At 66.3% G+C, this 26334-nt stretch carries 26 protein-coding genes and 1 pseudogene; 10 read left to right on the top strand and 17 right to left on the bottom strand.

Annotated elements, in window-relative coordinates:
• Positions 1-35 precede the first annotated feature (35 nt).
• The 12 genes from ACIGJD_RS17430 to ACIGJD_RS17485 all read right to left on the bottom strand — a co-directional run bounded on the left by ACIGJD_RS17430 (position 36) and on the right by ACIGJD_RS17485 (position 13151).
• Positions 36-866, bottom strand: a complete 831-nt coding sequence (locus tag ACIGJD_RS17430) for an IclR family transcriptional regulator (protein WP_483687266.1) — start codon at positions 864-866, stop codon at positions 36-38.
• Positions 867-953: 87 nt separating this feature from the next.
• On the bottom strand, positions 954-2210 hold the full coding sequence (locus ACIGJD_RS17435; RefSeq protein WP_483687267.1) for an aminopeptidase P family protein: 1257 nt from the start codon (positions 2208-2210) through the stop codon (positions 954-956).
• Positions 2211-2316: 106 nt separating this feature from the next.
• A complete protein-coding gene (locus ACIGJD_RS17440; RefSeq protein WP_483687268.1) occupies positions 2317-3687 on the bottom strand; it encodes an MFS transporter in 1371 nt (456 codons plus the stop codon).
• A gap of 282 nt (positions 3688-3969) precedes the next feature.
• Positions 3970-4290, bottom strand: a complete 321-nt coding sequence (gene fdxA, locus ACIGJD_RS17445; RefSeq protein ID WP_483687269.1) for a ferredoxin — start codon at positions 4288-4290, stop codon at positions 3970-3972.
• 5 nt (positions 4291-4295) lie between these two features.
• On the bottom strand, positions 4296-5765 hold the full coding sequence (locus ACIGJD_RS17450) for an aldehyde dehydrogenase family protein (protein WP_483687270.1): 1470 nt from the start codon (positions 5763-5765) through the stop codon (positions 4296-4298).
• Positions 5766-5794: 29 nt separating this feature from the next.
• Positions 5795-6595 (bottom strand): SDR family oxidoreductase, encoded by an 801-nt coding sequence (locus ACIGJD_RS17455; RefSeq protein ID WP_483687271.1) that lies wholly within the window; start codon positions 6593-6595, stop codon positions 5795-5797.
• A complete protein-coding gene (locus ACIGJD_RS17460) occupies positions 6595-7548 on the bottom strand; it encodes a dihydrodipicolinate synthase family protein (protein ID WP_483687272.1) in 954 nt (317 codons plus the stop codon). The genes ACIGJD_RS17455 and ACIGJD_RS17460 overlap by 1 nt, the downstream gene beginning before the upstream one ends.
• Positions 7549-7592: 44 nt before the next feature.
• On the bottom strand, positions 7593-8336 hold the full coding sequence (locus ACIGJD_RS17465; protein WP_483689531.1) for an enoyl-CoA hydratase-related protein: 744 nt from the start codon (positions 8334-8336) through the stop codon (positions 7593-7595).
• Positions 8337-8392: 56 nt separating this feature from the next.
• The gene (locus ACIGJD_RS17470) at positions 8393-9646 is read right to left on the bottom strand and encodes a CaiB/BaiF CoA transferase family protein (RefSeq protein ID WP_483687273.1); all 1254 of its coding nucleotides are present in this window, start codon (positions 9644-9646) and stop codon (positions 8393-8395) included.
• Positions 9643-11040: an FAD-dependent oxidoreductase gene (locus ACIGJD_RS17475; protein WP_483687274.1), complete on the bottom strand. Its 1398-nt coding sequence runs from the start codon at positions 11038-11040 to the stop codon at positions 9643-9645. The genes ACIGJD_RS17470 and ACIGJD_RS17475 overlap by 4 nt, the downstream gene beginning before the upstream one ends.
• A gap of 10 nt (positions 11041-11050) precedes the next feature.
• A complete protein-coding gene (locus ACIGJD_RS17480) occupies positions 11051-12382 on the bottom strand; it encodes an MFS transporter (protein ID WP_483687275.1) in 1332 nt (443 codons plus the stop codon).
• A 163-nt stretch (positions 12383-12545) separates the two neighbouring features.
• On the bottom strand, positions 12546-13151 hold the full coding sequence (locus ACIGJD_RS17485) for a helix-turn-helix domain-containing protein (RefSeq protein WP_236799710.1): 606 nt from the start codon (positions 13149-13151) through the stop codon (positions 12546-12548).
• Positions 13152-13310: 159 nt separating this feature from the next.
• Between ACIGJD_RS17485 and ACIGJD_RS17490 the strand changes: the two genes are divergently transcribed.
• The 4 genes from ACIGJD_RS17490 to ACIGJD_RS17505 all read left to right on the top strand — a co-directional run bounded on the left by ACIGJD_RS17490 (position 13311) and on the right by ACIGJD_RS17505 (position 17368).
• Positions 13311-13811: an LpqB family beta-propeller domain-containing protein gene (locus tag ACIGJD_RS17490; protein ID WP_483687276.1), complete on the top strand. Its 501-nt coding sequence runs from the start codon at positions 13311-13313 to the stop codon at positions 13809-13811.
• Complete coding sequence (locus ACIGJD_RS17495) at positions 13808-15553, top strand: DUF5671 domain-containing protein (protein ID WP_483689532.1); 1746 nt, start codon at positions 13808-13810, stop codon at positions 15551-15553. Before ACIGJD_RS17490 ends, ACIGJD_RS17495 begins: the two co-directional genes overlap by 4 nt.
• 51 nt (positions 15554-15604) lie before the next feature.
• Entirely contained in the window at positions 15605-17065 is a 1461-nt protein-coding gene (locus ACIGJD_RS17500) for a hypothetical protein (protein WP_483687277.1), read from the top strand.
• A gap of 138 nt (positions 17066-17203) precedes the next feature.
• Positions 17204-17368, top strand: a complete 165-nt coding sequence (locus tag ACIGJD_RS17505) for a hypothetical protein (protein WP_483687278.1) — start codon at positions 17204-17206, stop codon at positions 17366-17368.
• A 41-nt stretch (positions 17369-17409) separates the two neighbouring features.
• On the opposite strand, the gene ACIGJD_RS17510 is transcribed toward ACIGJD_RS17505, so the two are convergent.
• The 4 genes from ACIGJD_RS17510 to ACIGJD_RS17525 all read right to left on the bottom strand — a co-directional run bounded on the left by ACIGJD_RS17510 (position 17410) and on the right by ACIGJD_RS17525 (position 19358).
• The gene (locus tag ACIGJD_RS17510; protein ID WP_483689533.1) at positions 17410-18096 is read right to left on the bottom strand and encodes an SOS response-associated peptidase; all 687 of its coding nucleotides are present in this window, start codon (positions 18094-18096) and stop codon (positions 17410-17412) included.
• A gap of 190 nt (positions 18097-18286) precedes the next feature.
• Positions 18287-18535 carry a hypothetical protein gene (locus ACIGJD_RS17515; RefSeq protein ID WP_483687279.1) on the bottom strand — a complete coding sequence of 83 codons (249 nt, stop codon included), beginning with the start codon at positions 18533-18535 and terminating at the stop codon, positions 18287-18289.
• A gap of 104 nt (positions 18536-18639) precedes the next feature.
• A complete protein-coding gene (locus tag ACIGJD_RS17520; RefSeq protein ID WP_483687280.1) occupies positions 18640-19047 on the bottom strand; it encodes an SRPBCC family protein in 408 nt (135 codons plus the stop codon).
• Positions 19044-19358, bottom strand: coding sequence for an ArsR/SmtB family transcription factor (locus ACIGJD_RS17525; protein WP_483687281.1), 315 nt, complete (start codon positions 19356-19358; stop codon positions 19044-19046). Before ACIGJD_RS17525 ends, ACIGJD_RS17520 begins: the two co-directional genes overlap by 4 nt.
• A 156-nt stretch (positions 19359-19514) precedes the next feature.
• Between ACIGJD_RS17525 and ACIGJD_RS17530 the strand changes: the two are divergent.
• The 4 genes and pseudogenes from ACIGJD_RS17530 to ACIGJD_RS17545 form a co-directional block, all read left to right on the top strand.
• Positions 19515-19820, top strand: a pseudogene (locus ACIGJD_RS17530) (alcohol dehydrogenase catalytic domain-containing protein); the annotation flags it as partial.
• Positions 19817-20470, top strand: coding sequence for a zinc-binding dehydrogenase (locus tag ACIGJD_RS17535; RefSeq protein WP_483689534.1), 654 nt, complete (start codon positions 19817-19819; stop codon positions 20468-20470). The pseudogene ACIGJD_RS17530 and the gene ACIGJD_RS17535, both read left to right, overlap by 4 nt.
• A 358-nt stretch (positions 20471-20828) precedes the next feature.
• On the top strand, positions 20829-21677 hold the full coding sequence (locus ACIGJD_RS17540; protein WP_483687282.1) for a LysM peptidoglycan-binding domain-containing protein: 849 nt from the start codon (positions 20829-20831) through the stop codon (positions 21675-21677).
• A 133-nt stretch (positions 21678-21810) separates the two neighbouring features.
• Complete coding sequence (locus tag ACIGJD_RS17545; RefSeq protein ID WP_483687283.1) at positions 21811-22512, top strand: EAL domain-containing protein; 702 nt, start codon at positions 21811-21813, stop codon at positions 22510-22512.
• On the opposite strand, the gene ACIGJD_RS17550 is transcribed toward ACIGJD_RS17545, so the two are convergent.
• Positions 22499-22801, bottom strand: coding sequence for a hypothetical protein (locus ACIGJD_RS17550; RefSeq protein ID WP_483687284.1), 303 nt, complete (start codon positions 22799-22801; stop codon positions 22499-22501). The genes ACIGJD_RS17545 and ACIGJD_RS17550 overlap by 14 nt on opposite strands.
• Positions 22802-22999: 198 nt before the next feature.
• Between ACIGJD_RS17550 and ACIGJD_RS17555 the strand changes: the two genes are divergently transcribed.
• On the top strand, positions 23000-24370 hold the full coding sequence (locus ACIGJD_RS17555; protein ID WP_483687285.1) for a pectate lyase family protein: 1371 nt from the start codon (positions 23000-23002) through the stop codon (positions 24368-24370).
• Positions 24370-26250: a pectinesterase family protein gene (locus ACIGJD_RS17560; protein WP_483687286.1), complete on the top strand. Its 1881-nt coding sequence runs from the start codon at positions 24370-24372 to the stop codon at positions 26248-26250. The genes ACIGJD_RS17555 and ACIGJD_RS17560 overlap by 1 nt, the downstream gene beginning before the upstream one ends.
• The last annotated feature ends 84 nt before the right edge of the window (positions 26251-26334 follow it).

Here is a 26334-nt window from a genome sequence, read left to right on the forward strand (position 1 = left end):
CGCGGGCCGCTCTTGATTGTACAGACCTGGCGGCGTCAGCTACCCGGCCGGCCGCCCAGGCGCGTGGTTACCTTGGCGGCCGCCGCAACGCAGGCCTCGCCCAGGCTCTCGAACTGCTCCTTGGACACCCGGAACCTGGGCGCCGGAATGAGGACGGCGGCCACCACGTCACCGCGGTGGTCGTGGACGGGGGCGGCCACGCCCACCTCGTCCATGGACGATTCGCCGTAGTTGCCCGCCCATCCCCGCTGCGCCACGTCCCGGAGCCTTGTTTCGTAAGCCGCCAGGCCGTCGTCGTCCAGTCCCGGAAAGGTGATGGTCCCGCTGCGCAGCAGCTCCCGCACCCGCTCCGCCGGCAGGGTGGACAGGAAGACCTGGACGGACGCGCTCATGGCGTCCCGGTAGCGGGCGCCCAGCGGGGTGGTGTGCTTGATCTGGTGGTGGCTGGCAATCTGCTCCACGCAGATGGCTTCGTCGCCGTTCCACAACATGAGCGCACTGGTTTCCCCGGTCTGCTCGGTCAATTGCCGCAGCACAGGGTAGGCCACGCGGCGTTCCTCCATCTCCGCCAGCAGCGGCCCGGCGACGGCGATGAGCCCCAGGCCCAGCCGGAAGCGCTTGGTTTCCGGGTCCCGCTCCACCAGGTTTTCCTGCTCGAACGTGGCCAGGATCCGGGAGACGCTGCTCTTGTGCATGCCCACGCGGTTGGCTATTTCGGTGACGCCCAGCAGCGGCTCGTCCGCGGTGAAGGTGCGCAGGACGGCGATGGCATTGACGACGACGGAGGCGCCCTTGGCGTCCGGCCCGCCGTTGGTGCCGGATCCGTTGCTGTCGGGGGTCTTTGCAGGAGTCATGGTGGACACCATCTTTCCCTATCGTGGGCGGGAGACGCCGAAAGCGGCGCCGTGGTCTGAAGTGCTCAATCCACGGCGCCGCCCTGGCTGTTCAGTTACCTATGCCTCGATGATGTTGTGCTCGGGGCCGAACGGGAACTTGGTGATGTTCTCCACCGAGTTGTCCTCGCCGATGACCAGGATGTCGTGCTCGCGGTAGCCGCCGGCGCCGGGCAGGCCGTCCGCAACCGTGATCATCGGTTCCATGGAGACCACCATTCCGGGTTCCAGGACGGTGTCGATGTCCTCGCGCAGCTCCAGGCCTGCTTCGCGGCCGTAGTAGTGGCTGAGGACGCCGAAGGAGTGGCCGTAGCCGAAGGTGCGGTTGGCCAGCAGGCCGTGGCTGATGTAGATCTCGTTAAGCTCGGCGGCGATGTCCTTGCAGACCGCGCCGGGCTTGATGAGTTCCAGGCCCCGCTTGTGTACCTCGACGTTGATGTTCCACAGTTCCAGCGACCGCTCGTCCGGCTGGCCCAGGAAGAGGGTGCGCTCCAGTGCGGTGTAGTAGCCGGAGGTCATGGGGAAGCAGTTGAGCGAGAGGATGTCGCCCTGCTGCAGCTTGCGGGTGGTGGCCCAGTTGTGGGCGCCGTCGGTGTTGATGCCGGACTGGAACCACACCCAGGTGTCGCGGACTTCGCGGTGCGGGAACGTCCGGGCGATCTCGTGCACCATCGCTTCGGTGCCGATCAGGGCAACCTCGTACTCGCTGATCCCTTCGCGGATGGCGTTGCGGATGGCCTCGCCGCCCAGGTCGCCGATGCGGGCGCCGTGCTTGATGACCTCGATTTCCTCGGCGGACTTGATCATGCGCTGGCGCATGGCGTCCTGGGACACATCCAGGAGCTGGGCGCCCGGGAAGGCGGCGGAGATCTTCTCGCGGGTCAGGCCGGGGAGGAAGTCATCCTCGACGCCGATCCGGTTGGCTTTGACGCCGCGCTGGCGCAGGGCCTCCTGCAGGCCGAAGTAGAAGTTGTCGCGGCGCCAGTCGGTGTAGACGATGTTCTCGCCGTAGGAGGTGCGCCACGGCATGCCGGCGTCGATGTTGGCAGTGACGGTGACCGAGTCGTCTGCGGTGACCACCAGGGCGTAGTTGCGGCCGAACGTGGTGTACAGGAAATCGGAGTAGTACTTGATGCCGTGGTAGCTGGTGAGGATGACGGCGTCGAGTTCCTTGGCGGCCATGATCTTGCGCAGGCCGCCAAGGCGGCGCTCGAACTCCGCGTCGGAGAACGTGAGCTTGCCCTTGGAGCCGATGTGCAGGACCTTGAGGCGCTCGAGTTCGGCGATGGAGGACGCGTTGTCAGCGGTGATAGTCACGAAGGTGTGCCTTTCTAATGGGTGCCGGCTGCTGTTTGTGCAGCCGGTGTTGGTTTGCGTAATGAGGGTTGGTCTTGGTCGCCGGGTTGGCGTGGAGGCCTCTTGGTCAGAGGTGCTTGAGTGGCTTCCGCGAGGTTTCGGCTGCGAACAGCACGGCCATCAGGGACACGGCGGACGCGGCCACGAGATACCAGCCGGGGGCCAGCTTGCTCTGGGTCATGCCGATCAGCAGGGTGGCCATGAACGGTGCGGTGCCGCCGAAGAGCGCGTTGGAGAGGTTGAAGCTGACGGCGAAGCCGCTGTAGCGGACCTTGGTGGGGAACAGTTCTGCCAGGAAGCTGGGCAGGGTTCCGTCGTTCAGGGTGAGCATGCCGCCCAGCAGGATCTGGACCAGGACGATCACCAGGAAGTTGCCGGTGTCCAGCAGCATGAAGGCGGGAACGGTCAGCAGCATGAACAGCACGGACGCCGTGATCAGCATGCGCTTGCGCCCGAAGCGGTCCGACGCGATGCCGGTCAGGAAGATGAAGCCGATGTAGCTGGCCAGGGCGATGGTGGTGGCAAGGAAGGACTCGGTGGGTCCAAAGCCCAGTTCCTCGGAGAGGTAGGTGGGCATGTAGCTGAGGATGACGTAGAAGCCGACGGCGTTGAGCAGCACCGCGCCGCAGGCGATGATGAGCTGCTTGCGGTAGGTCCGGAACATGTCCAGCGCCGGCGCCTTGGGAGCGGATTCTTCCTGGTCGGCCAGGGCGCGGAAGGCCGGGGTGTCCTCAAGCTTGGTGCGGATGTAGCGTCCGATCAGGCCCATGGGAGCCGCCAGCAGGAACGGCAGCCGCCAGCCCCATTCGTGCAGCTGGCCGGTGCTGAGCACCGAGCTGAGGAGTGCTGCGATCAGTGAGCCCAGGAGCAGGCCGGCCGCGGTGCTGGCGGGGACGACGGCGGCGTAGAGTCCGCGGCGGTGGGCCGGTGCGTATTCCACCAGGAAGGCCGATGCCCCGGCGTACTCCCCTGCGGCCGAGAAGCCCTGGACCACGCGGACCAGGAGCAGCAGGACCGGCGCCAGGAGGCCGATGGTGCTGTAGCCGGGGATGAGGGCGATGCAGAAGGTGGAGACGGACATGATGACGATGGAGAGGGACAACGCTTTGCGGCGGCCCAGCTTGTCGCCGATGTGGCCCCAGAAGAAGCCGCCCAGGGGGCGGACGAAGAACGAGATGGCAAAGACGGCGAAGGTTGCCAGCAGCGCGGTCTGCCGGTCTGCTTCGGGGAAGAACACAGAGGAGATGACCGCTGCCAGGTAGCCGTACACCGCGTAATCGAACCACTCGACGAAGTTGCCGATGAAGCTCGCGGTGACCACCCGGCGTCGGACATCCTTGCTGGCCACAGCGCTGTCCGCGTCCTGGCCTGCCCGGATGGGACCGTTGGCGTCGGCGGCAACGGCATCCGTCCGGGGTGAGTTTTGTTGGGTACTCATGAAACCACCAATGAAAGTTGGAGTTGCATTGCTTGCAACGTGGTTGTTTCAAGATAGGCCGTGACGCGCAACACAGTCAATAGGCATCTGAATGATTAATCAGCGAGATATACCGCCCGGAAGTGGGGGGGTGCCAGGAATCGGGTTGTGGCACGCCTTAGAAAGGCTCGTTGCAGTAAAAGCAACAGCGTTGTAACAAGAGCGAAACATGGCGCTTAACGCAGCAATGGCCGCCAAGCGGGAGGGCTTGGCGGCCATTGCGGCGGGTGAAGTGAGGGGTAGCTACCGGGCAGTAACGGGTTCCCCTGCTATCACCGGATGGTCCCGATGCAGGTTCCCCAGGGCCGAGGCCCCCTGCGGTGACCCCAGCTCGGAGAAGAACTCCTCGTTGGCCCTGAGGTAGTCGGCCCACTCATCCGGCACATCGTCGGAGTAGTAGATGGCTTCCACCGGGCACACCGGATCACAGGCACCGCAGTCCACGCACTCGGACGGATGGATGTAGAGGGAGCGTTCGCCCTCGTAGATGCAGTCCACCGGGCATTCCTGGATGCAGGCTTTGTCCTTCACATCCACGCAGGGCTGGGCGATCACATAGGTCATGGAGGCTACACACCGGTGTACACGGTCTTGCCCCACGTGAAGAACTCCAGGGCGGACCTGCCCTGTTCGCGGAACGTATTGGTGGAGGAATCCTTCACCCCGCCGAACGGCACATTCAGGTCCAGTCCGGCGGTGGGCCGGTTGACCTTGATGACGCCTGCCTGGGCCCGGGCAGAGAAATCGGTGGCCAAGGCCAGCGAATCCGTGCAGATGCCGGCGGTCAGGCCGTAGCGGGAGTCGTTGATGGCGGCCACACCTGCCTCGTAGTCGGGCACTTCCAGGACTGCCACCACGGGACCGAAGATCTCCTCGTTGACGGCCGGATCGTCGGTGGCCAGGTCGGTGAGCACGGCGGCGGGGAAGAACAGCGCTTCGGAGGAATCGCCGTCGTACTTTCCGTGCAGGAGGGTGGCACCACGCTCGACGGCGCCGCGCACCGCTGCCTTGTCCTGCTCGAATTGCTGCGGGCTCACTACGGCACCCATCGCCGATTCCAGGCCGTCACCTGGGGTGTACTTGGCAGCCTCCGCCACCAGCGCGTCCAGGAAAGCGGACCGGATGCCGGGGGTGACGTACACGCGGGACGTGGCGGTGCAGGCCTGGCCGGTGAGGCCGAAGGCGCCGGCGGCCACCACCTGGGCTGCCTTGCCGGGATCGGCGTCGTCCAGGACCAGGACGCCGTTCTTGCCGCCCATTTCCAGCTGCACCCGGGCGCGCCGGCCGTTGAGGATCTCCTGCAGGCCCAGGCCCACGTTGGTGGACCCGGTGAAGGACATGCCGGCAATACGCGGATCACGGGCCAGGGCATCGCCCACCACGCGGCCCTTGCCGTGCACCACGTTGAAGACGCCGGCCGGCAGTCCCGCGTCCTGCAGGGCACGGGCCAGGTGGGTGGCGGACAGCGGGGTGAGTTCGGCGGGCTTGATCACCACCGCGTTGCCGCTGATCAGCGCCGGCGCCGTCTTCCAGGCGGGGATGGCGATGGGGAAGTTCCAGGGAGTGATCAGGCCGACGACGCCCAGGGGTTCGCGGCGGGTGGTGATGGTGGTATCCGGCAGGCCGCTGGGCAGCACTTCGCCGGTGGCGGCCCAGCCGAGCGAGCCGAAGAACCGCAGGACGTCGGAGGCGCGTTTCACTTCGCCTTTGGCCTCGGCCAGGGTCTTGCCTTCCTCGCGGACCAGGTCCTCGGCAATGGCGGCCTGCCGTTCGATCAGCAGGTTTCCTGCGGCCAGGAGGATGGCGCCGCGGGAGGGTGCCGGCAGCGCGGCCCAGCCGGGCTGGGCGGCGACGGCGGCGGTGATTGCCGCGTCCACGTCATGGGCGGTGCCGCTGGGTGACAGTGCTGCCAGCTCGTCCGGCCGGGCGGGGTTCATCCGCCGGGTTTCGGCCTGGCCCAGCCACTGGCCGTTGATGAGGTGCTGGGCGGTCAGGTGCGTGTGCGTGGTGGTAACGGGGTCGAGTGCGGTGGAGGTCATGGCGTTCCTTCGAAAGGTGGTGGGTGGGGCTAGAGGCTGCGGATGAGGCCGCCGTCGCACCGCAGTGCCACGCCGGTGATGTACGACGCCGGTGCGCTGCACAGGAAGGCGGCAGCGGCGCCGAATTCGGCGGGTTCCCCATACCGCCGCGCAGGGATGGTTTTGCGGGACTCGAGCTTGATCTCCTCGAGTGTGGTTCCGCGGCGCTTGGCAGCCGCCTGGTCCAGTTCGGCAACCCGGTCCGTGGCGATCCTGCCTGGCAGGAGCAGGTTCACGGTGACGCCGTCCAGCGCCACCTCGGCGGCCAGCGTCTTGAGGTACGCGGCCAGCGCGGCGCGGCCGGTGTTGGAGATGGCCAGGTTGGGCAGCGGCGCCGCCACGCCGCTGGAACCGACGGCCAGGATCCTCCCCCACCGCCGCTCGCGCATCCCGGGAAGGGTCAGCGCCACCAGCGCCTGGTGCGGCCTGACCAGGATTTCGAACGCCGCGGCAATGTCCTCGGACCCGAGCGTGGCGGCCGCGCCGGGCTTGGGTCCTGGCCCGTTGAGGACCAGGATGTCGATTGGTCCCAGTGCACCCTCGGTCTGTGTCACGGCCGCTTCCACTCCCCCCGCAGTGGTGAGGTCAGCTTCGACGGCGATGGCAGCGAAGCCTGGCAGATCCCCATAATCTGCCTGCAGCTCCGCCACGATCTCTTCGGCACGGTCCCGACGCCGGCCCACGATGGCAACTTTGGCTCCCTCGGCGGCGAGTGCCCGTGCCACGGCAAGTCCCAACCCGCCAGTGGAGGCCGCCACCAGGGCTGTCCGTCCTGCAATACCCAAATCCATCAGAGGCTCCCGGCCGGAACGGGGGTGGTGCGGTTCAGCTTCAGCGCCGTGCCGGCTTCTCGGAGGTGCGCGGACATGGCATGCCGCAGGTTTTCCGGGAATGCAGCCGCCGGGGCGCGGACGCCGGAGTCCTTGATCCAGCCGCGTTCGCGCAGGCATTCCTTGCGGATGGCCAAGGCCACCCTGGCCTGCTGCTCGAAGTTGATGAGCGGCAGGTAGGGCACCAGCTGGGCTGCGGCGGCTGCATAGCCCTCCCGCTGCCAGGCCCGGACGCAGGCAATGAGCGCTTCCGGGTAGGAGAAGCCGGTCATGGCTCCTGCCGCGCCGGCCAGGAGTTCATCCAGCAGGCCTTGGCCGCCGAGTCCGCCGAACACCGAGATGCCCGTGGCTGCGCTGAGGGTGGCGATGGCCACGCTGGTGGGCGGCGCCTCGGCCTTGATGGCGATGACGGCGGGGCTGGCCTTGACCACCGCGATCAGGGCGTCGGTGGAAATGCTGACGCCGCTGGCCAGGGGGTAGTCCTGGAGCACCACCTTGGCACCGGTGGCACGGTGGATGGCGTCCAGGTGGGCGGCCACCACCTCCGGTCTTGGCGAGTTGGCCTGCACCATGACGGCCGCGAGCCGCTGGCCGGCTGCCTCCTGCGCGGCGCGGATTTCCTCGATGGCTGGCCGCGTGGCCAGGGCCGTGACCCCCACCACCAGCGGCAGGCTGGTGCATTCGACGGCGATTTCCAGGACCTGCCGGCGCTCCTCCGGCGTGAGGGAAGCAGCCTCGCCAAACACGCCCAGGACGGTGAGGCCGGTGGCGCCGATGGTTTCGTAGCGCTCCACGAGGTCCGAGAGGCTGTCCAGGTCCACGTCCAAGGTGCTGCCCTGGAACGGGGTGGCAACGACGCCCCACACGCCCGGGGGCAAGGATTCGCGATTTTCAGGCGCGGCGGATTGCGGCATGAGTGGTCCTTCTCTTGTTGGAAACTCTTGATGGGGAAGTGTGGTCAGCGGCCCGGCCACACCGGCGGCCGCTTTTCCTGGAACGCGCGGACGCCTTCGGCGGAGTCCTCGCTGTCCAGGGCGGCCATGAGGGCCGGCAGCCGGAGGCCGCGCGCTTCGGCGGCCGTCAGGTGCGAAGTCCGGGCGGCCATCTGCTTGACCGCCCGGACGGAGGTGGGGGCGCAGGCGAGGATCTGGTCCACCCAGCGCTGCACTGCGTCGTCGAGTTCTTCGGCAGGAACCACTTCATTGACCAGGCCCATGGCCTGCATCTCGGAGGCGTCGGCCTTCCGGCCGGTGAGGAGCATCCCCATCGCCTGGGTGTAGGGGACACGGCGCACCAGCTGGTGGATGCCGCCGTCGAGCGCCAACCGCCCAACCCGGGGTTCTGTCAGCCCGAACTTTGCGCTGTCCGCCGCCACCACGATGTCCGCGCCCAGGACGATTTCCATACCGCCGCCCAGGGCGTAGCCGTTGACCTTGGCGATCACGGGGATGTCCAGGGTGGTGCGCAGGCTCAGGCCGCCAAACCCGTTGGGGTCCAGGCCGGCCCAGTATTCCAGGCCGGTCTTGTCCACGGCGGATGCCGACATGTCCGCGCCCACACAGAAAGCCCGGGACCCGGCACCGGTGATGACCACGGCCCGCACGGACAGGTCCTGCTCCAGCTGATCCCAGATCTGGTTGAGCCGGGCCTGTGCGGTGCCGTCGACGGCGTTCAGGACGTGCTGCCGGTCGATAACCACCATGGCCACGTGGTTATCGATGGTCAGGGTGACCTCGTCAACCCGCTCCGCCACGGCCGTCACCGGAGCACCCCCAGCTGCTGCAGCCGGGCGATGGTGTCCGCGTCGAAGCCGTTCTCCAGCAGGACCTCCACGTTGTGTTCACCGAGGCGCGGTGCCACGCGGCGAACAACGGGCGGGGTGGCGGAAAGCCGGATGGGGGCGTTGAGCATTTTCACGGTCCCCACCCCCGGGTGCTCGGCCTGCACGATCATGCCGTTCGCCTCGGTCTGCGCATCGGCGAGCGCCTGTTCCAGGGTGTGGACGGGGGCGTTGAGCAGCCCCTGTTCCTCGAGCTTTCCGGTCCAGTAGTCGGTGGTGTTGGTGGCAAAGTGTTCGCGGAAGATGGCCTGCAGGGCGGGCTTGTTCTTGAACTGCTGCTCAAGGGTGGCGAAGCCGGGCCGTTCGGTCAGGTCCTCGTCCAGGCCCAGGGCGTCGGAGATCCGGGCCAGCGGGTCCGGGGTGAAGCCGCCCACCATGCACACGGCGCCGTCGGTGGTTTCGAAGACACCGCTCAGCGGCATGGCGCCCCAGTTGACCTCGTAGCCGCGGTTGAGCTGCATGCAGGCCTCCTGCATCTGCAGGTGCAGCATGGAGTCGTACATGGTCACCTCCACTTTTTGCCCCACGCCGGAGGCCTGCCGCGTGCGCAGCGCCAGCAGGATGCCCTGCATGAGGTGCATGCCGGTGATGTAGTCGCAGAGGGTGGTGGGGTAGATGGCCGGCTTCTGGTCGTCCGATTCGCGGCGCCACATCACGCCGGAGTAGGCCTGGGCGATCGCGTCCTGGCCGCCCTTGTGCGAGTACGGTCCCACGGGGCCGAAGCCGGTGCCGGAGGCCCAGATGATGCCCGGGTTGTCCGCTTTGAGGTCCTCGTAGCCGAAGCCCATCCGTTCCATCACGCCGGAGCGGAAGTTGCTGACCACCACGTCGGCGTCGGCCAGGAGCCGGTGCAGCACCTCGCGGCCTTCTTCGGTCCGTGTATCCACCGAAACGCTGCGCTTGTTGCGGTTGATGGACAGGAAGATCGGGTTGTCCTGGCCGTCCTGGTCCGGGAAGGAGTTGCGGGAAATGTCGCCCGCGCCGGGCCGCTCGACCTTGACGATGTCGGCACCGTAGTCGCCCAGCAGCTGGGTGCAGGACGGGCCCATGAACACCTGGGTGAAGTCCACGATCCGGATGCCCTCGAGCGGAAGGGGCACCGGCGAGGCAGCCGCCGTGGCGCCTGCCGCCGTCGTGCGTTCCTCCACCCGCTCCACCGTTGCCGCGCTCATGCCAGGACCGCGGCTTCGGCGTCCAGGGTGGCGTTCGACGACGGGACGTCGCCGGGGTCCGCGCCGTGCCGGCGCATGCCCAGTTGGATGTCCGCTGCCGCCACGTCGCGGACCAGCACGCCGGATTCGACGGCGAGCGCGGCGGCGACGCCAACGGCCTGGCCCATGGCCATGCAGGGCGGGATCTCGCGGGACATCTTCTGCGCCTCGGGGGTGGCGGAGTAGTGGCGGCCGGCCACCAGCAACTGGTCCACTTCCTTTGGCAGCAGCGACCGGTAGGGGTAGTAGTAGTCGCGGCCGCGGGCCACGCTGTCCTGGAAGTGGCGGCGGGAGGTGACGTCTTCCTTGGTCATGACGTACTCGCCCTGGAGCAGGCGGGTCTGGCGGACGCCCATCTGGGAGGCGACGTCCAGCATGTAGCACTTCTCGAAGCCGGGCAGGTTGGCGCGGACGTAGTCCACGGCCTCGGAGATCTTGTCCCGGGCGGCAAATTCGGCGGCGGTCATGTCCGCGGGGTCCACGCCGTCGAAGCCGGTCATGTGCGGGGCGTTGCACCACACCACGCCGTCGATGGGGGTCTTGAGCCACCACAGCTCCCAGGCGCCGCCCAGGAGGCGCTTGATCTTGCGGTTGATGGCGCGGGCTTCCTTGGGGTTGGCCTGTTCGAAGGCTTCGGCGGCGGCGGTGTCCACGTTGCCCAAGCGGAAGACGAGGGTGGTGAGGTAGTTGTCCTTGGCGTAGCTGGCGCCGGCCCGGGAGGCCACGTCGATGTCGCCGGTGGTGTCGATGACCACGTCCGCCATGAAGGCCTGTGGGCCGAGCTTTGTTTCGCAGACCACGCCCTTGATGACACCGTTGTCCACGATGGGGCGGGAGAACCAGGAGTGCAGCCGCAGGTCCACGCCGGCCTCGCGGACCAGGTCGTTGGAGACGCGCTTCCAGCCGTCGGGATCGAACGCTGCCGCGTAGCAGATGGGCTTGGGGTTGGTGTGGGAGTGGAAGTCGAAGGTGCCGTAGCGGCCCCACTTGTTCCACAGTTCCTCCGAGGTGCGGCGGTCCTCGGCGGGCGGGACGATGGCCAGGCCCAGTTTCTGCAGCCGTTCCACGTATTCGGAGACGATGCCGGTGACGGTGATGTCCTGGCCGTTGATCATGTCGTCCAGGACCAGCACCATTCCGCCGGAGGCCAGGCCGCCCAGGGAGGAGTAGCGCTCCAGGAGCGTCACTTTGGCGCCGGAGCGGGCGGCGGTGACGGCGGCTGCAACGCCGGCGGGGCCACCGCCTACCACCAGGACGTTGGAGCGTGAGATCACCGGGGCGGTGAGGTCCGCGGTGGTGGTGGAGAGCTCCAGGGAGCCGGTTTTGGGCGCGGTGAAGCTGGGTGTGTTGTTCATGGGGAAGTCCTTACTTTCCGACGAAGATGCCGTTGGAGCGGCGCGCGGCGAGGTAGAAAACGATGCTGAGGATGGAGAGGACGGCTACGTAGACCGGGAAGACCCAGGTGAGGTTCAGGGACTGCAGCCAGACCAGGAGGTAGGAGGCGGTGCCGCCGAAGATGGCAACGCCGATGCCGTAGCCCAGGGCCACGCCGGTGCCGCGGATGTTCTTGGGCATCAGTGAGGAACTGACCACGTTGTAGAGGGTCATGTTCAGGACCAGGACGATCGAGCCGCCCAGCAGGACTGCCGCGAACCCGCCGATGCCGGGCTGGACGTACAGCAGCATGAGGAACACGGAGGGAATGGCCAGGATGCGGGTCACCAGGAACCAGCGGGACATGGACCGGCCGTCGGCCAGCTTGCCGATGATCCAGCTGCCCACCACCAGGATGACGCCCAGGATGGTGGTGAGGGCGAAGACGGCGGTGGGGTCTTCCTTGAAGCCGCTGCGTGCCGCGCTGGGCAGGCCGACGTTCCAGGCGTAGTTGTAGGCCTGGGCGGCGCCCACCACGAAGACGATGGCCAGGACGGAGAGCCAGTGCTTGCCCACGCCGGACCAGACGGTTTTGGCCGTATTGGTGGCGCGCTCTTCTTCCTTGAGGGTTTCCGGCAGCGAGCGGCGCAGGTAGAGCACCACGAAGCCGAAGGCTGCGCCGATGATGAACGGGACCCGCCAGCCCCACTCCCCCATGGCCGCGCCGCCGATTGCCAGGCTGCAGATGAAGCTGACCAGGGAGGCGAGCAGGATGCCGATGTTGACGTAGAAGGACATGATGCCGGCCACGTAGCCTTCGCGGCCTTCCGGCGCCAGTTCAACGGCGTGGGAGGTGGAGAGCGGGGCTTCGATGCCGGTGGAGATGCCCTGCAGGATGCGGCAGGCCACCAGGATGATGCCGGACCAGGCGCCGATGGTGGCGTAGCTGGGGGTGATGGCGATGACCAGGGTGGTGCCGGCCATCAGCATGATGGACAGCAGCATCACGCGGCGGCGGCCGATGCGGTCCGCCAGTGTGCCGAGCAGGATGCCGCCCAGGGGACGGAAGGCGAATCCGACGGCGAACACGGCCAGCGCGTTCAGCGTTGCGGAAAGCGGCTCGGTGTTGGGGAAGAAGTTGGGGCCGATGAAGGCGGACAGGAGGCCGAAGACCATCCAGTCGTACCATTCGAGGGCGTTTCCCAGGCCGAGGCCCAGGAGGCCCTTGCGGACTTCGGGGGTGAATTTGTCGCGGTTGCGGGGGGACGGAGTGGTGGAGCGGGATGACGGTACGGCGTTGTCCGTCGCTTGGATATCGAGCATGGAAGTGTCCTTACGCTGGCGCCGGGGAGGGCGCAGGAGGGTATGACGCAGCGGCGCCTGTTGGAGGAGGCGCATGATGCGAAGGTGGCAAGGATTGTCCGGGGCCACGGATTGGGTCCGGACAGTTAAGGGCTAACGCAGGCGCCGGCGGGGACCGGCAGGCCTACCACTTGTGGGGTGCGTTGACCCAGATGGCTACGCATACCTCTTCGTAGCTGTTCTTGTACCAGTGCGGTGTTTCTGCCGGGTAGGTGATGGAATCGCCCTCTTCCAGGCTGTAGCAGACGCCGTCCAAGTAGACGTCCTTCCGGCCCGAGATGATGTAGCAGAACTCTTCCCCGCTGTGGGTAAAGGGTGTTGCGCTGGTGTCGTGCCCTGGGGGCGTCATGATCCATTGCGCTTCGATGGTGCCGTCACGGTCCGGGGTGAGCAGCTCGTGAACTGCCTCCCCCACGGATTCGCGGGTGACGTTTTTGAGGTTCCGCCGTGCGGATCTGCGGACGACGGGTGACTTGGTCTGGTCCTGGCCAATGAAGAACCTTCCCACGGGAATGTCCAGTCCATGGGCCAGCTGGGCGAGGGTTGTGAAGGACGGGTTGGCCATGCCGCGTTCGATCTGGCTGACGATCGCCTGGCTGAGCCCGGTGACGTCCGAGAGCTTGGCCAAGGTCATGCCCTTTTCCTTGCGCATGGCCCGCACTTTGTTGCCAACCGTGGCCAGCAGTTCGCTGGTGGCCGGCGGTGCCGTGGTGCTACTCTCGGTGGTCATCGGTTGTCTTTCATCGGGTGAGCTGACTCACACAACTATAGTGAAGATTTTTACTGAAACAACCCCTTTTCCTAATTATCCTGAAGATTCTGCTTAGACGCGTTAAATGCGGGCCGAAAGACACGAGCGGAACCGCTTCCCCTGCCCCATACTGGCGCCATGGACGACACCCCAGCCGTGGAGCAGACCGCGCAGAAGGATCAGGACGCGCGAAGACCGGACCGGGTCCTGCTCGCCTTGGTGGGCGTGGTGGTGGTGCTGGTGGTGGTGGCGCTGGCCGTGGTCTTCACCCGCGGCGAGCCTGCCGCGCTTGATGAGGCAAGCCCGGCCGGTGTGGTCCAGAGATACAGCAAGGCATTGATCGACGGCGACGCCGCCACGGCCGCCTCGTACCTCACCGAAAGTGCAATGAGCCGCTGCAGGGGTGCATACGTCAGCGAGCCGGCACCGGCCCGCGTCGTCCTGGTTTCGACGACGGAACGCGACGATTCAGCCACGGTGCGGGTTTCGATTGTCCGGTCGTCCCAGGGCGGACCCTTTGGCCCCTCCGAGTATGAACTGGAGGACGCGTTCTCACTCCTCAAGGTGAACGGGAAATGGCTGATCGACCAGCCGCCGTACCCGCTGGTGGACTGCACCGTTGCGCCGGTGAAGCAATGACGGCGCCGGCAGCACCAGCGGTCCCAGCCCCGGCGGGCGGCCTGGCAACCCTCCGCCGGCTGATCCTCTACGTCCTGCTGTTCGCCCTGGTGGTCATCGCGGCTTCAGGTGTGAGCGGGCTGCTGGAGCGCCTTTTCCGGACGGCGACCACCCTGGTTTCCGGCGACGTGACCGGACTGGCCCTGTCCCTGGCCTTCACCCTGATTGGCGGCCCGCTGGCACTGCTGCTCTGGTGGTTTGTGTGGCGGCGGCTCGACGACGAGGCCGAGCGCAGGGCACCCGGCTGGGGCCTTTACCTGACCGGCATGTACGCCGTCTCGCTCATCATCGCCAGCACGTCGCTGCTGAATCTTGCCACATCCTTCATAGGCAGCCGGGAGAGCCAGTGGCCGTCCCCGCTGGCCAATGGGATCGTGTGGGCAGCCATCTGGTGGTGGCACCGGTGGATGTGGAAGCACCCAGGCAAAGCGTCGCGCCACCTCGAGGACGTGCGCGCCGTCGTCGGCTCCGTCTTTGGGCTGCTGCTGGGCACCGGTGCCGGGATCGCTGCGCTCAGCGCGCTGCTGGATGTCGCCATTCGCGGCTTCACGGCAACCGCCGTCTTTGAGCCCTGGTGGTTTGACGTCCTGCGCTCCGTGGTCTGGGCCGCGGGCGGCGCGGTGGTGTGGTGGTGGCATTGGTTCCGGGAGGGCGGCCGGCGCTTCCAGACGGGGCTGGTGGACGTCACCATCATCGGTGTGGGCATTTTCGCCGCCGGCATCACTGCCCTGGGCGGCCTGGGCGTCATCCTGTTTGTCCTCCTGCGGCTGGCGTTCGACCGCAGCGATCCCTTGGACAACCTGCTTGAACCACTCGCTCCTGCCATCGCTGCTGCCGCCATCGGGGCGCTGGTGTGGCGCTACCACCGCAGCGCTTCAGTGCACCGCTCCACCAGGACGCGGCGGGCCAGCCTCCTGGTGACGTCCGCGGTGGCGCTTGCCGCGGCGGCGTCGGGCGTTGGCGTGGTGGTCAACGCGCTGCTGGCTGCAGCCGTGTCGCCCTTGGCGGGCGGTGCGACCCGGACCCTTCTTTTGGGCGGCATCAGTTCCCTGGCGGTGGGGGCACCGGTCTGGTGGCTGGCATGGAAGCCCCGGCATCAGCCGCGGAGCGCGGATGAGATTCCGCCCGGCCGGCGCCTGTACCTGGTGGCATTTTTTGGCGTCAGCGCGGTGGTGGCGCTCATTACGCTGCTGGTGATTGGCTACCGGCTCTTCGAATTCCTGCTGGGCGAGGTCACCGGCGGCAGCGTCCTGGACCGCATCCGTGCACCGCTGGGCCTCCTGGTGGCCGCCGGGCTCGTGGCGGGCTACCACTTCGCGCTGTGGCGGCAGGACCGGACGCTGCTTGCCGCGGCGGCCCCTGTACACCAGCGGGTGATCGAGCGGGTCACGCTGGTCAGCGGCTACCGCCCTGATGCCGTGGACCCGGACGCCCTGGCGCGCGGCATCGCTGACGCCACCGGGGCGAAGGTGACCACCTGGCTGAGGGCGGACGACGGCGGCGCCGGACTTCCGCCGTCGTCCGCCCTTTCGCCTGGTGCTGGGGACGTCATCCGGCAGGTTGTGGGTGCGCTGGAGGCCACTGCAGGGCAGCATGTCCTGGTAATCGCGGGGCCGGGAACCCGGTTGGAGGTTGTCCCGCTGATGGTTCCCGGCGCTGCGGTTCCTGCCGGTCCTGCGCCCGGCCGGGTCCTACGGCCCTAGCTGCCTTGGTGAGCCGGAGCCTAGCGTTGGTGCAGGCAAAGGAGGCCGGCGATGGCTGCTCGTGGAGCCACGAAGCGTGGCGGTGCTGCCGCCGGAAGAAGCAGCAGGCGCCGGCTCGGCTGCATGACAGCCGTCCTGCTGGTTCTGGCTGGGTGTTCCTCCGGTGGCGGTGCGCCAACCGGCAGCCCTTCCGGCAGCCAGGCTCCTGCACCTGAGACATCCTCGCCGCCGTCCGGACCAGCTTCGGCGGCACCGTCCAAAGTGTTCTCGGACGCGGAACTCACAGCCATCATCAACGGAGTGGGAAAGAGCCGGAACCTGCCCTTTCCCGCAGCCCAGGATTCCACCCGCCTGCGCAGCGGTGCGATAAGCGGGTCGTTTCCTTCAACGACGATGGAGTCGACGCCCAGCGACTGCATCGCGTTCGTTCCCCAAGGCCCCTTCAGACGATGGGCAGACAAGGACATCAACTTCGCGGAGGGCGGCATGCCGCCGGCCGGCGGTCAGTCCGGGCCAACCACCACCATCACGGTGGTCCTGAGGAGCGCGGAAAAGGATGCCATCAGCAAGGCCGACTTCGGTTATACGGATGACCTGAAGTCCCGCTGCGGCCGGTTCGACCTGACCTACACCGAATCCGGGAGGGCCTCCACGTACGGCGTCCAGCTGCTCACTGCTCCCCCGCTTGGGGAAAAGCAGCACGCCTTCATGCAGGTTCCCAAGCCGAAGGGCCCGGGGGACTTCGGCTCCGTCGGACTGCGCGTCCTTAAAGGCACCTTGTCCATCACACTCGGCCTTGCGGTGCCAAACCTTAACTCGGAGGCCGACGCCAAGCCCGCACTGGACGCCATGGCCGGCCTTGCCAGGGAGCTGATTGACCAGGCCGCAAATGGCTCAACGCCGGCACCTCCGCCGGCGCCAAACTCAATGACGCCTGACCAGATGGTGGCGCTGTTCAAGGGCATGACCGGTCCCGGCGGGGACCCGGTAAGCCTGCCGCAGGCGACGATAATCGGCCCACCTCCCGGCTTTACCGCCGGCGCATCCGCTCCCCCGCCCGATTCCCCCTGCACCTTTGATGACGAGTCCTACACCGCTGCCCTGGCCGGCTCCGTCTATGGCCAGGGCCAGATCCAGAGCGCCAGCAAGATGGACTACACCGACTTCACCGTAATCAACATGCCCTCATCCTTGGCTCCGCCTTATCCGTTCGACTCCCGCGCGGAGCATCTCCGGGGCTGTACCAGCATCCAGGAGAAAACATTCGGTGGCGGCAGCCGGGACTGGTCCTCTGTTGCCGCACTCACCAGCACCATCACCGCCGACTCAACCTACGCCGTCGCCTATCAACTCTCCGACGGGACCGGTGAATGGCATGTCCAATGCGGAGCGCGCAGGGGGACGCTGTCAGTTGAGGCAAGCAGCCAGACAACTTCGCAGTCGGAGGCACAGTCCAGGGCCGACGCCCTCGCATCCTTCTTCAGCGCAGTTTTCTCACGTGCGGGAAAGTAAGCCGGCCGGGGCTCCTGGCCGGGGAGTTTGGGTCATTCCTCAAGATTTGCGCAGTTTATCCCGCTGGTGGATTAACCCTCTTCCCCTGGCATTCTGCGCTGCCTAGGGTTGGCACACACGCTTTGCCAAGGGGGACAAATGAAAAGCACAGTTGAGAGTCTTACAGACGCCGCAAACCAGGACGCACAGCAGGTCGCCGCGCCGGAATCATTGGATGTACAGCACAAAGTGGCGGATTGGACGTCCGACTGCCTGCTCACCATGCGCAGCCCAATCCGCTTCACCCGCGCCGACTGGCCGTAGACCCCGCGGCACGTCAAAGGCGCCGGTCCGCATCAGCTTCGTCACTCAGCCGGCTCGATCAGTTCCGGCCCGTCGTTCCGCACGCTGTTTACCCTCGTGGAGACTACCCGTGGGGTCAGGACCGCCTCGGGAAGAGTGTCCAGGAGGTGCTGGATATCGCTCTTGTCCGTCAGGTCCGGGTCCAGCCACTCAGCGAAGCGGTCGCGGGGGATGATCACCGGGGACCTGTCGTGGACATGGCCCAAGGCGTCCTGGGCGGTGGTGGTCAGGACAGTGCAGCTCAGGAGCCACCGGCCCGGGTCATCCTCCGGCACTGAAGGATCAGCCCACCACTCGTACAGGCCGGCAAAGCCGAGCATCGGTTCTTTCTCCGAGTACAGGTAGTTGGGGATCTTCTTGCCGTCTTCCGTCTTTTGCCACTCGTAGTAGCCGTCGGCAGGAAGAATTGCGCGTCTTTTCACAGCCGCCTTGCGGAATGCCGGCTTCTCCAGGACGCTCTCGCTGCGGGCATTGATCAGCTTGTTGCCGATCTTGATGTCCTTGGCCCAGGACGGGACCAGGCCCCAGTGCGCCACCAGCAGGTGCCGTTCAATGCTGCCCTCGTCCAGCCGCTCGGCGACGATCGGCACCGGCTCGGTGGGAGCCACGTTCCAGCTGGGTGGTGGCAGGCTGCCTTCAACCTCTTTGGCGTCAAAGTGGCTCAGGAGGTCCCCGCTGGCCTTGGACATGACGTATCTGCCGCACATGTGGTTATTCTCCCCGCTCCAGGCTGCCCGGCAAGTAACTGGACGGGCCACCTGGACCACCGGTATGACTCCGTGGAGCCATGCGCCCAACACGGCCAGCGCACTGGCCCAGGTCGTTACCCGCCGTTTCAGGCCCGCCCGGCTTTTGAAGCCGTTGCTACAGACGGAGAAGTCAGCTGGAGGCTTCCCGCTCGATTTCCTCGGCCAGGTCATCCACTTCTTCCGGCCGGGCTTTGATCCCGGCCTCTTCGAAACGCTCCTCGAGGACGTGGCTTACGTCGTCCTGGACATGGCCCAGCTGAATGTCGTGGCGGACATCCTCCGCGATGTCTTCGGGCGTGGCATCGGGATCCGCCCCCGCCACCAGTTCATCGTTGCCATCAAAGGGGTCGTTGGCGCCGCCGTCTCCGGTATCAGTCATACTCCATCGTTACCCTTCTCCGTCCGGCAGTAAACGGGGCGTAGGAGCCAAAGGGGAACGGACGACGGCGGGCCGGAACCGCCGTCGTCCGCTCGCCTGAAGTGTCAGCCGACTTCGGCAAGGAGACCGTCGATGCGGGCCAGCAGGGATGGCCAGCCGTTGCCCATGCCTTCGATGGCGTGGCGGCCCATGGGGGTGTCGAGTTTAAAGCCGGCGTGCTCGAAGTGGAGGATGGTGCCGCCGTCCACGGGTTCAAGGCGCCAGGTGATGGTGGTGTCCAGTTGGCCCTCCGAGAACAGGAAGCTGATGGACGTGCCCGGGTCCACGGTGAGCACCTCGCACTGCTGCTGGCCCCAGGCGTCCATGTCCATGCTGAAGCGGTGGCCCACCACGGGCGCGATGTTGCCCGGCGCCCACCAGCGGGCCAGCAGTTCAGGGGTGGTCAGGGCGGCCCAGACAGCGGCAACGGGGTGTGGGTAGCGGCGTTCCAGCCTGATGGCGCTCTCGGTCATGACGGTTTCTCCTTGTCCAGAAGGTCGGCCAGGGCATCCAGCCGCTGGTTCCAGTAGTGCTCGAAGTGCTTTACCCAGCCACCGATCTCGGCGAGTCGGGCAGGCTGGAGGTGATACACCCTGTTCCTGCCCTGCCGCTCCTCCCGGACCAGCCCCGCCTCGCGGAGCACGGCAAGGTGCTCGGACGCGGCCGGGCGGCTAAGGTCCAGCAGGCCGGTGAGTTCACCGGCTGTCCGCGGGCCTTGCCGCAGCTCGTCCAGGATGACGCGCCGTGCCGGGTTGGACACTGCGGCGAAGACATCGGGAAGCACCAGCCCAGCATACGTCGGAAATATCCGACGCATCAATCACGACCAGCAGCCATATTCCCTCCGTCACAGCGGGACTACGCTGGGCCGGAACAGGCGTAGTGTGAAATTGCATGCAAATGCATGAACTTATACAACGGATCCGAAGGAGATGCCCCAATGAAGGCATGGCAGTTCACCGGTACCAACAACCCCCTTACGCTGAACGAAGTGGCTGAACCCAGTGCAGGTCCTGGCCAGGTGGTGGTCAGCGTCAAGGCGGCCGGGGTGTGCCACTCCGACGTCACCGCCATCGACGACGCCGGCTGGATGCCGCTGTTCCCTGAGCTCCCGCGCACCATGGGCCACGAGAATGCGGGCGTCATCACGGAAGTGGGTCCTGGAATGGAGCACTGGAAGGTTGGCGACCGGGTTGGCCTCTCCCCCGTCATGAAAGACGGCGACGCATTGGGTTACGGCAAATGGGACGGCGGCTTCGGACCCAAACTCCTCGCCACCGACGACAACCTGGTGAAGCTGCCCGACGAGGTCTCCTTCGAGCTGGGCGCAATGGCCACCGACGCCGGCCTCACCGCCTACCACGCGATCATGGCTGTGGGCGGGGCCAAAGCGGGCATGAAGGTCGGCGTGATCGGCCTCGGTGGACTGGGCTACATCGGTGCCCGCGTCGCAGCACTGTCAGGCGCAGAGGTCTATGGCGCCGAGGTGAACCCCAAGACGCAAAAGCTCGCCGGCGAGATCGGCCTCGCGGAGTGGCCGACTCCATTACCGCCTTCAAAGACAAGAACCTGGACCTTATCGTGGACTACGCCGGCTTCGGCACAACCACGGCGCAGGCCCTCGAGACCCTCGCCGAGTTTGGCACGCTGGTCCAGGTGGGCATGGGACGCCTCGAAGCGACCATCAACACCTACCCGCTGATCATCAACCAGCTGTCCATCAAGGGATCCAAGTCCGGCACCAAGGAGGACCTCGAAAACCTCTACGCCCTCATGAAATCCGGCGAGCTGAACCCGCCCATGAACCTCATCAAGCAGGCGGACATCCCCGGCGCCATCGACAAGCTGCGCAAGGGCGGCGTGGTGGGACGCTTCATCGCGGTCTACGAGGACTAAGCCGCTGCGCACCCTCCCAAGCGGACGACGGCGGGCGCGCCCCGCCGTCGTCCGCTGACTTTTTTGACGGCTGCTGCAGCGCGCCCACAGTTCATCCACTAGGCTCGCTTTGGTCCGTTGTGGGCCTTGGCGCGGCGCAGCTGGATTCATGGGGGGCATATTCATGGCGGGAAACAGTACTTCAAAGACGACGACAGGCGTGCCCCTGGCTCGGCCAGCGGCACTCCTTGTTGCTCTGTCGCTCGGGCTGGCTGGATGCACCTACTCCGATCCCCCGGCAGAGCCTGCGGCAGCCGTCCAGTCCACCCCCGCCCCCACTGTGTCTTCAGCCGCGAAGCCCGCGCTGAGTGGGGAAACCGTGCGGGACTCGTTTGGCGACGTGGACTTCTACACCACGGCAGCAGGCGACACGCTCGCAGCAGTGGCGAAGGCCTACAAGCTCTCCGAGGCGAAGGTGGCCGGGTTCAACGGGCTCCAGCCCGGAGCCGTCATCCCTGCGGGAACGAAGCTCCGGCTGATGCCGGCCGGTCCAACGCGGGGCGCAATGGGCGCTGCCACGGGCGACGTAAACGGCATTCCAACGGATTACGCAGTGGAACCCGACGACAGCCTGGCCGGCATCACCTACCGGTTCAACCTGACCGAGGAGCAGTTGGCGGAAGCCAATAAGGTTCCGTTCGCCTACGAAAAGGGGAACGTCTTCTTCATCCAGGCCGGAAGGGCCATCCGCCTGCAAAAAAACCCGGTGGACAGCCGCTCCGGGAACGGAGCGGAGGTCAACAACTCCTTCGGCCAAACCGTCTACTACACCACGGTGGACGGCGATTCGTTCGACAGCCTTGGCTACAAATACCGGTCCACCACCGCGCAGATCCTGCTTTACAACCCCTCACTGTCGGCGAACCAGCCCATTCCTGCCGGCACGAAGGTTCGCCTGATTCCGGGCGAGTTGAAGATCGAGGGTGCCCAGGGAACCTTCACCACAGACGCCAACGGCATCCCGCTGACCTACACCACGGCCCCCGGCGACATCGAGCGGCAGGTTGCCTTCCGCTTCGGCGTCGACCAGCTGCGCTCGGCCAACCGTCCGAGCTCGGGCACGGCCGGGGCTTGGTATGACTTCGCCGACCTGCCCAGCGGCGAACTGTTAACGGGCCAGACCATCAGCCTGGCGCTCGACAAGCCCATCAACAAACCCAGTCCCTGACCTGCGCTCCTCCCTGTCCGGGACCTCTCCCAGCAGGTGGCGGCGTGTCCTACTCTTGAGTAACCCTAGAGAGGACCCCACTTTGGCTTGTAACGGCTGCACCGCATCTTCCCGGCTGGACTTTGATTTCAGCATGGCCTTCCAGCCGATTTACGACGCCGAGGCGCGCCGCGTCTGGGGCTATGAGGCCCTGGTCAGGGGAATGTCCGGCGAGGGAGCGTACGAGGTCCTGGGAAGAGTGCTGCCGGAGCAACGGTACCGTTTTGACCAGGGCTGCCGGGTGAAGGCCATCGAACTGGCGTCCCGGTTGTTCCCGGCGGATCAAGAGCTGATGCTGTCCATCAACTTCATGCCCAACGCGGTCTACGAGCCGGCAGCCTGCCTCCGTGCCACCCTCCTGGCCGCGACGCGCTGCGGCTTCCCGACGTCGTCAATCATGTTCGAGTTCACGGAGAACGAAGAAGTGGTTGATACCGGCCATCTGACCAACATCATCACCGAGTACCGCAAGCACCGCTTCACCACGGCCATCGACGACTTCGGCGCCGGCCATGCCGGGCTGGGACTTTTGGTGGACTTCCAGCCGGACCTGATGAAAATCGACATGAAGCTGATCCGGGGCATCGATACCAGCCCGGCCCGGCAGGCAGTGGTGGCCGGCATTGGGGGTATCGCCAGGGAACTTGGCATCAAGGTCCTGGCGGAGGGCATCGAGACGGAGGACGAGTTCCGGGCGCTCAAGGCCGCCGGGATCCGCCTGTTCCAGGGCTACTGGTTTGCCAAACCGGAGTTCGAGGCCCTGCCGGAGATTCGACCCTTCGTTACGGCCGCGTAGATACCCGCCGGCCCATCCTGTACCCAGCCCAGAATGCGAGCACCAGCAGCCCCGCCACTGCCAGGGCCAGGCCAAACTGGGTGCCCCGCGTGATAAAAGCGGCACCCGGCACGCTGAACGGCTGATTGCTCAGCGGTGCGTACGCGAACCAGCCCACAAAGTCCCGGTTCAGGTAAGCGATCAGGCCTCCGGCAAGCACCGCCACCAGTCCGCATAAGGGCACGACGGCAGCAGCAACTTTGCCCCGACGCGACGGTTGACGGTCATCATTTGCATTGTTTTCCCCCATGCCCGCGAGTCTAGCGGGGAGCACAGCCCGCCCAGCAAGGAGGAGGGCTGCCCCTTGCGCTACTCCAAAAACATCAGTCACTCCTATTGCTGAGAAACCGCTTTCTCGGTAGGGTCCTTGTCAGCGCCCTCCAGTGATCGGCGTCATAGTGGACCGCGGGCCGGGGGCGCAGTTCATTCCAATGACGGAAGAGAGAACATGCGACATCGCCATGCCCACCTATCTTTATCCGCAGCACTGGCAGTAGCCGGCGCCCTCATGATTCCAGCCCAGGCAGGGGCGGCTCCAAACCCTGCGGCCGACCCCACTGCCCAGACCGCCCACACACCGCTGGAACGCCAGATCCTCGCCCCGGGCGACGGCTGGGCAGCCGAGGGACCAGGAACCACCGGCGGTTCACCAGCATCAGCTGCCCATGTCTACGACGTGCACAATAAGGCTGAAATGCTGGCGGCCTTCGCGGAAGCTGGTACCCAGCCGAAGATCGTCCGTGTCCACGGAACCATCAACGCGAACACGGCACCGGATGGTGCACTCCTGACCTGCCAGGACTACGCCCAGGGCACTGGGTACAGCCTGGAGCAATACCTCCAGGACTTCGACCCCGCGACCTACGGCCGCAGCCAGGAGCCCGCGGGCCCGCAGGAGGACGCCCGCCGACTGGCCGCCGCCAAGCAGGCGAAAACCATCCGTTGGGACATTCCCAGCAACACCACCATCGTCGGAGCGACCCCGGACAGCAGCATCACGGGTGCGGCCATGCGCATCAACGGCGCTACCAACGTGATCGTCAGGAACCTCACCTTGCGGGACTCGTCCGACTGCTTCCCCGCCTGGGATCCGACTGACGGGGCCGAAGGCAACTGGAACAGTGAATACGACCTGCTGCAGGTCATCAACAAAGCCACTCACGTCTGGATCGACCACGCCGCTTTCACGGACGCCCCCAATCTGGACAGCTCGCAGCCGCTCTACTTCGGCCGGCCCTACCAGGTGCACGACGGGGCAGTGGATGTCACCAACGGCTCTGACCTGGTGACCATGTCCTACAACCGGTTCTCTGACCACGACAAACTGCTGCTGATCGGCTCCACCGACTCCGCCACCCGCGGCGACCCCGGCAAGCTCCGCGTCACCATCCACCACAACATCTTCGAGAACGTGGGCCAGCGCGCTCCGCGGGTCCGCTTTGGCCAGGTGGACGTCTACAACAACCACTACAAGGTGGCGGCGGACAGCGCCATTCCCTATGAGTACAGCCTGGGCGCCGGCTTCAGCTCGCACCTGTACGCGGAAGCCAACGCTTTCACGCTGCCGGATGGAATCACGGCCGCGGACATCATTGGCCGCTACAAGGGAACCCAGATCACCACCATCGGCAATGCTGTGAACGGCAAGATCACGGACATCCGCGCCGAGTACAACGCCGCTGCTGCCCCGGCCGATCAGTTGGCTGAGGACACCTCCTGGACGCCCACTTACCGCACCCAGGTCCACCCGGCCCAGGCTGTACCGGCACTGCTGAAGGCCTCGACCGGGCCTATCTTCACCTCGGGGGCTGACTCCTGATGGCCGCCATGCAGCCGAGCCGGCGCAGCGTCCTGGCAACGCTGGCCCTTACCGCCGGATCAGTGGCCTTGTCGGGAACCGGCATGGCGAGCGCGCTTTCCCAAACCAGCCCCGACCTCACCAAACCCCGCACCAAACCGGTCATCTTCGTGGTGGGGGACTCGACGTCGTCGGCGTACCAGCAGTCGGAGCGGCCCCGCGCGGGATGGGGCCAGGCACTCCCCCTCCTTCTGGGGCCTCAAGCCACAGTGTTCGATTACGCCTGGTCCGGCGCCTCCTCGAAGAGCTTCGCGGACGCCGGGCTGCTGGACAGGGTGCTCGCCCTGATGCAGCCGGGCGACTACCTCCTGATCTCCTTTGGCCACAACGATGAGAAAGTTTCAGACCCCAGCCGCGGAACGCTTCCGGACTCCACTTACAAGGAGTACCTGGGCCGGTACATTGACGGTGCCAGGGCACGCGGCGGCAAGCCGGTCCTGGTGACGTCCGTGGAACGGCGGCGCTTCGATTCCTTCGGCAACGCCCAGGATTCGCACGGTGCATATCCTCAGGCGGTGCGGGAACTGGCTTCAGCGACGGGGACGCCGCTGGTGGACCTGACGGCCTCTTCCAAGGAGTTGTGGCAGCAGTTAGGGCCGGAGGGGACCAAGGGGCAGTTCCTGTTCCTGGCTCCCGGGGAATACCCGCAGTATCCGCAGGGGTCGGAGGACAATACCCATTTCCAGGCCGCGGGGGCAATCTCCGTCGCACGCCTTGTGGCACGCGAACTGCAACAGAAGGAGATTGTGCCGCCGGGCTACTTCCTGAACATCGACGCGGACCCAGACCCCCTGATAGCAATGTTCTGGCCCAGCGAGCGCCCGGTGGATGTGCCAGCAACCCTGGACGTGGGGCCTGGCAAGGCGTTCGCTACGGTCCAGGCGGCCGTCGATTCCGTTCCATCCGGCAGTACGCAGCGGACAGTCATCCGGATCCAGCCCGGAACCTACCGCGAGGCAATCCGGGTGCCGGTGAATAAGCCCCGTGTCTCGTTGGTGGGGCTGGGCAGCAGGCCGGAGGACGTTCTGCTCGTGTTCAACAACGCGTCGGGCACGCCCAAGCCGGACGGCAGCGGGAATTACGGGACTTCCGGCAGTGCGTCGGTCCGGATCGACGGGCCAGACTTTGTGGCCCGGAACCTGACCATCAGCAATGATTTCGATGAAGCCGCGAATATGGGCATGAAGGACCGCCAAGCCGTGGCACTGCACATCACTGCCGACCGGTCCGTGCTTTCGCAGGTAAGGCTGCTGGGCAACCAGGACACCCTGCTGGTCAACTCGCCCGGCGCCGGCGTCCCGGCCCGCTTCCATTTCGACCGTTGCTACGTGGAAGGGGACGTCGACTTCATCTTCGGCCGCGGCACCGCCGTGTTCAGCGCCTGCGAGATCAAGTCCTTGGACCGGGGTTCCACCACGAACAACGGGTATGTCACCGCCGGAAGCCAGGATCTGTCCATCAAGTACGGCTACCTTTTCGACCAATGCCGGTTGGTGTCGGACGGCGCCAGGGACAGCGTCCACCTCGGCAGGCCGTGGCATCCAAGCGGCGACCCGAGGGCAGTTGCCCAGGTCCTGGTCCGGGACTCCTGGCTGGGAGCGCACATTTCGGGCAGCCCGTGGACGGACATGAGCGGCTTTTCCTGGCGGGAGGCGCGGTTCCACGAGTACAACAACCGCGGACCTGGAGCACAGGAGACGCCTGACCGCCCGCAGTTGCCCGGGCCGGAGGCGGGCGACTACACGGTCCGGAACTACCTGCAGGGTACGGACGGCTGGGCACCCCAGCTGGAAGGAACGACGGCGGACTGCAGCGTAGTGCCGTCGGCACCGGCAGCGTAACGACAGGCAGGGGCAGGCCCGGCTCCACCTCGGAGCCGGGCCTTTCTCCTGCCGGCCATCCCTAGCCGGGCCGCGCGGGTCGGG

The organism is Arthrobacter sp. E1SS-5, assembly GCF_057073715.1.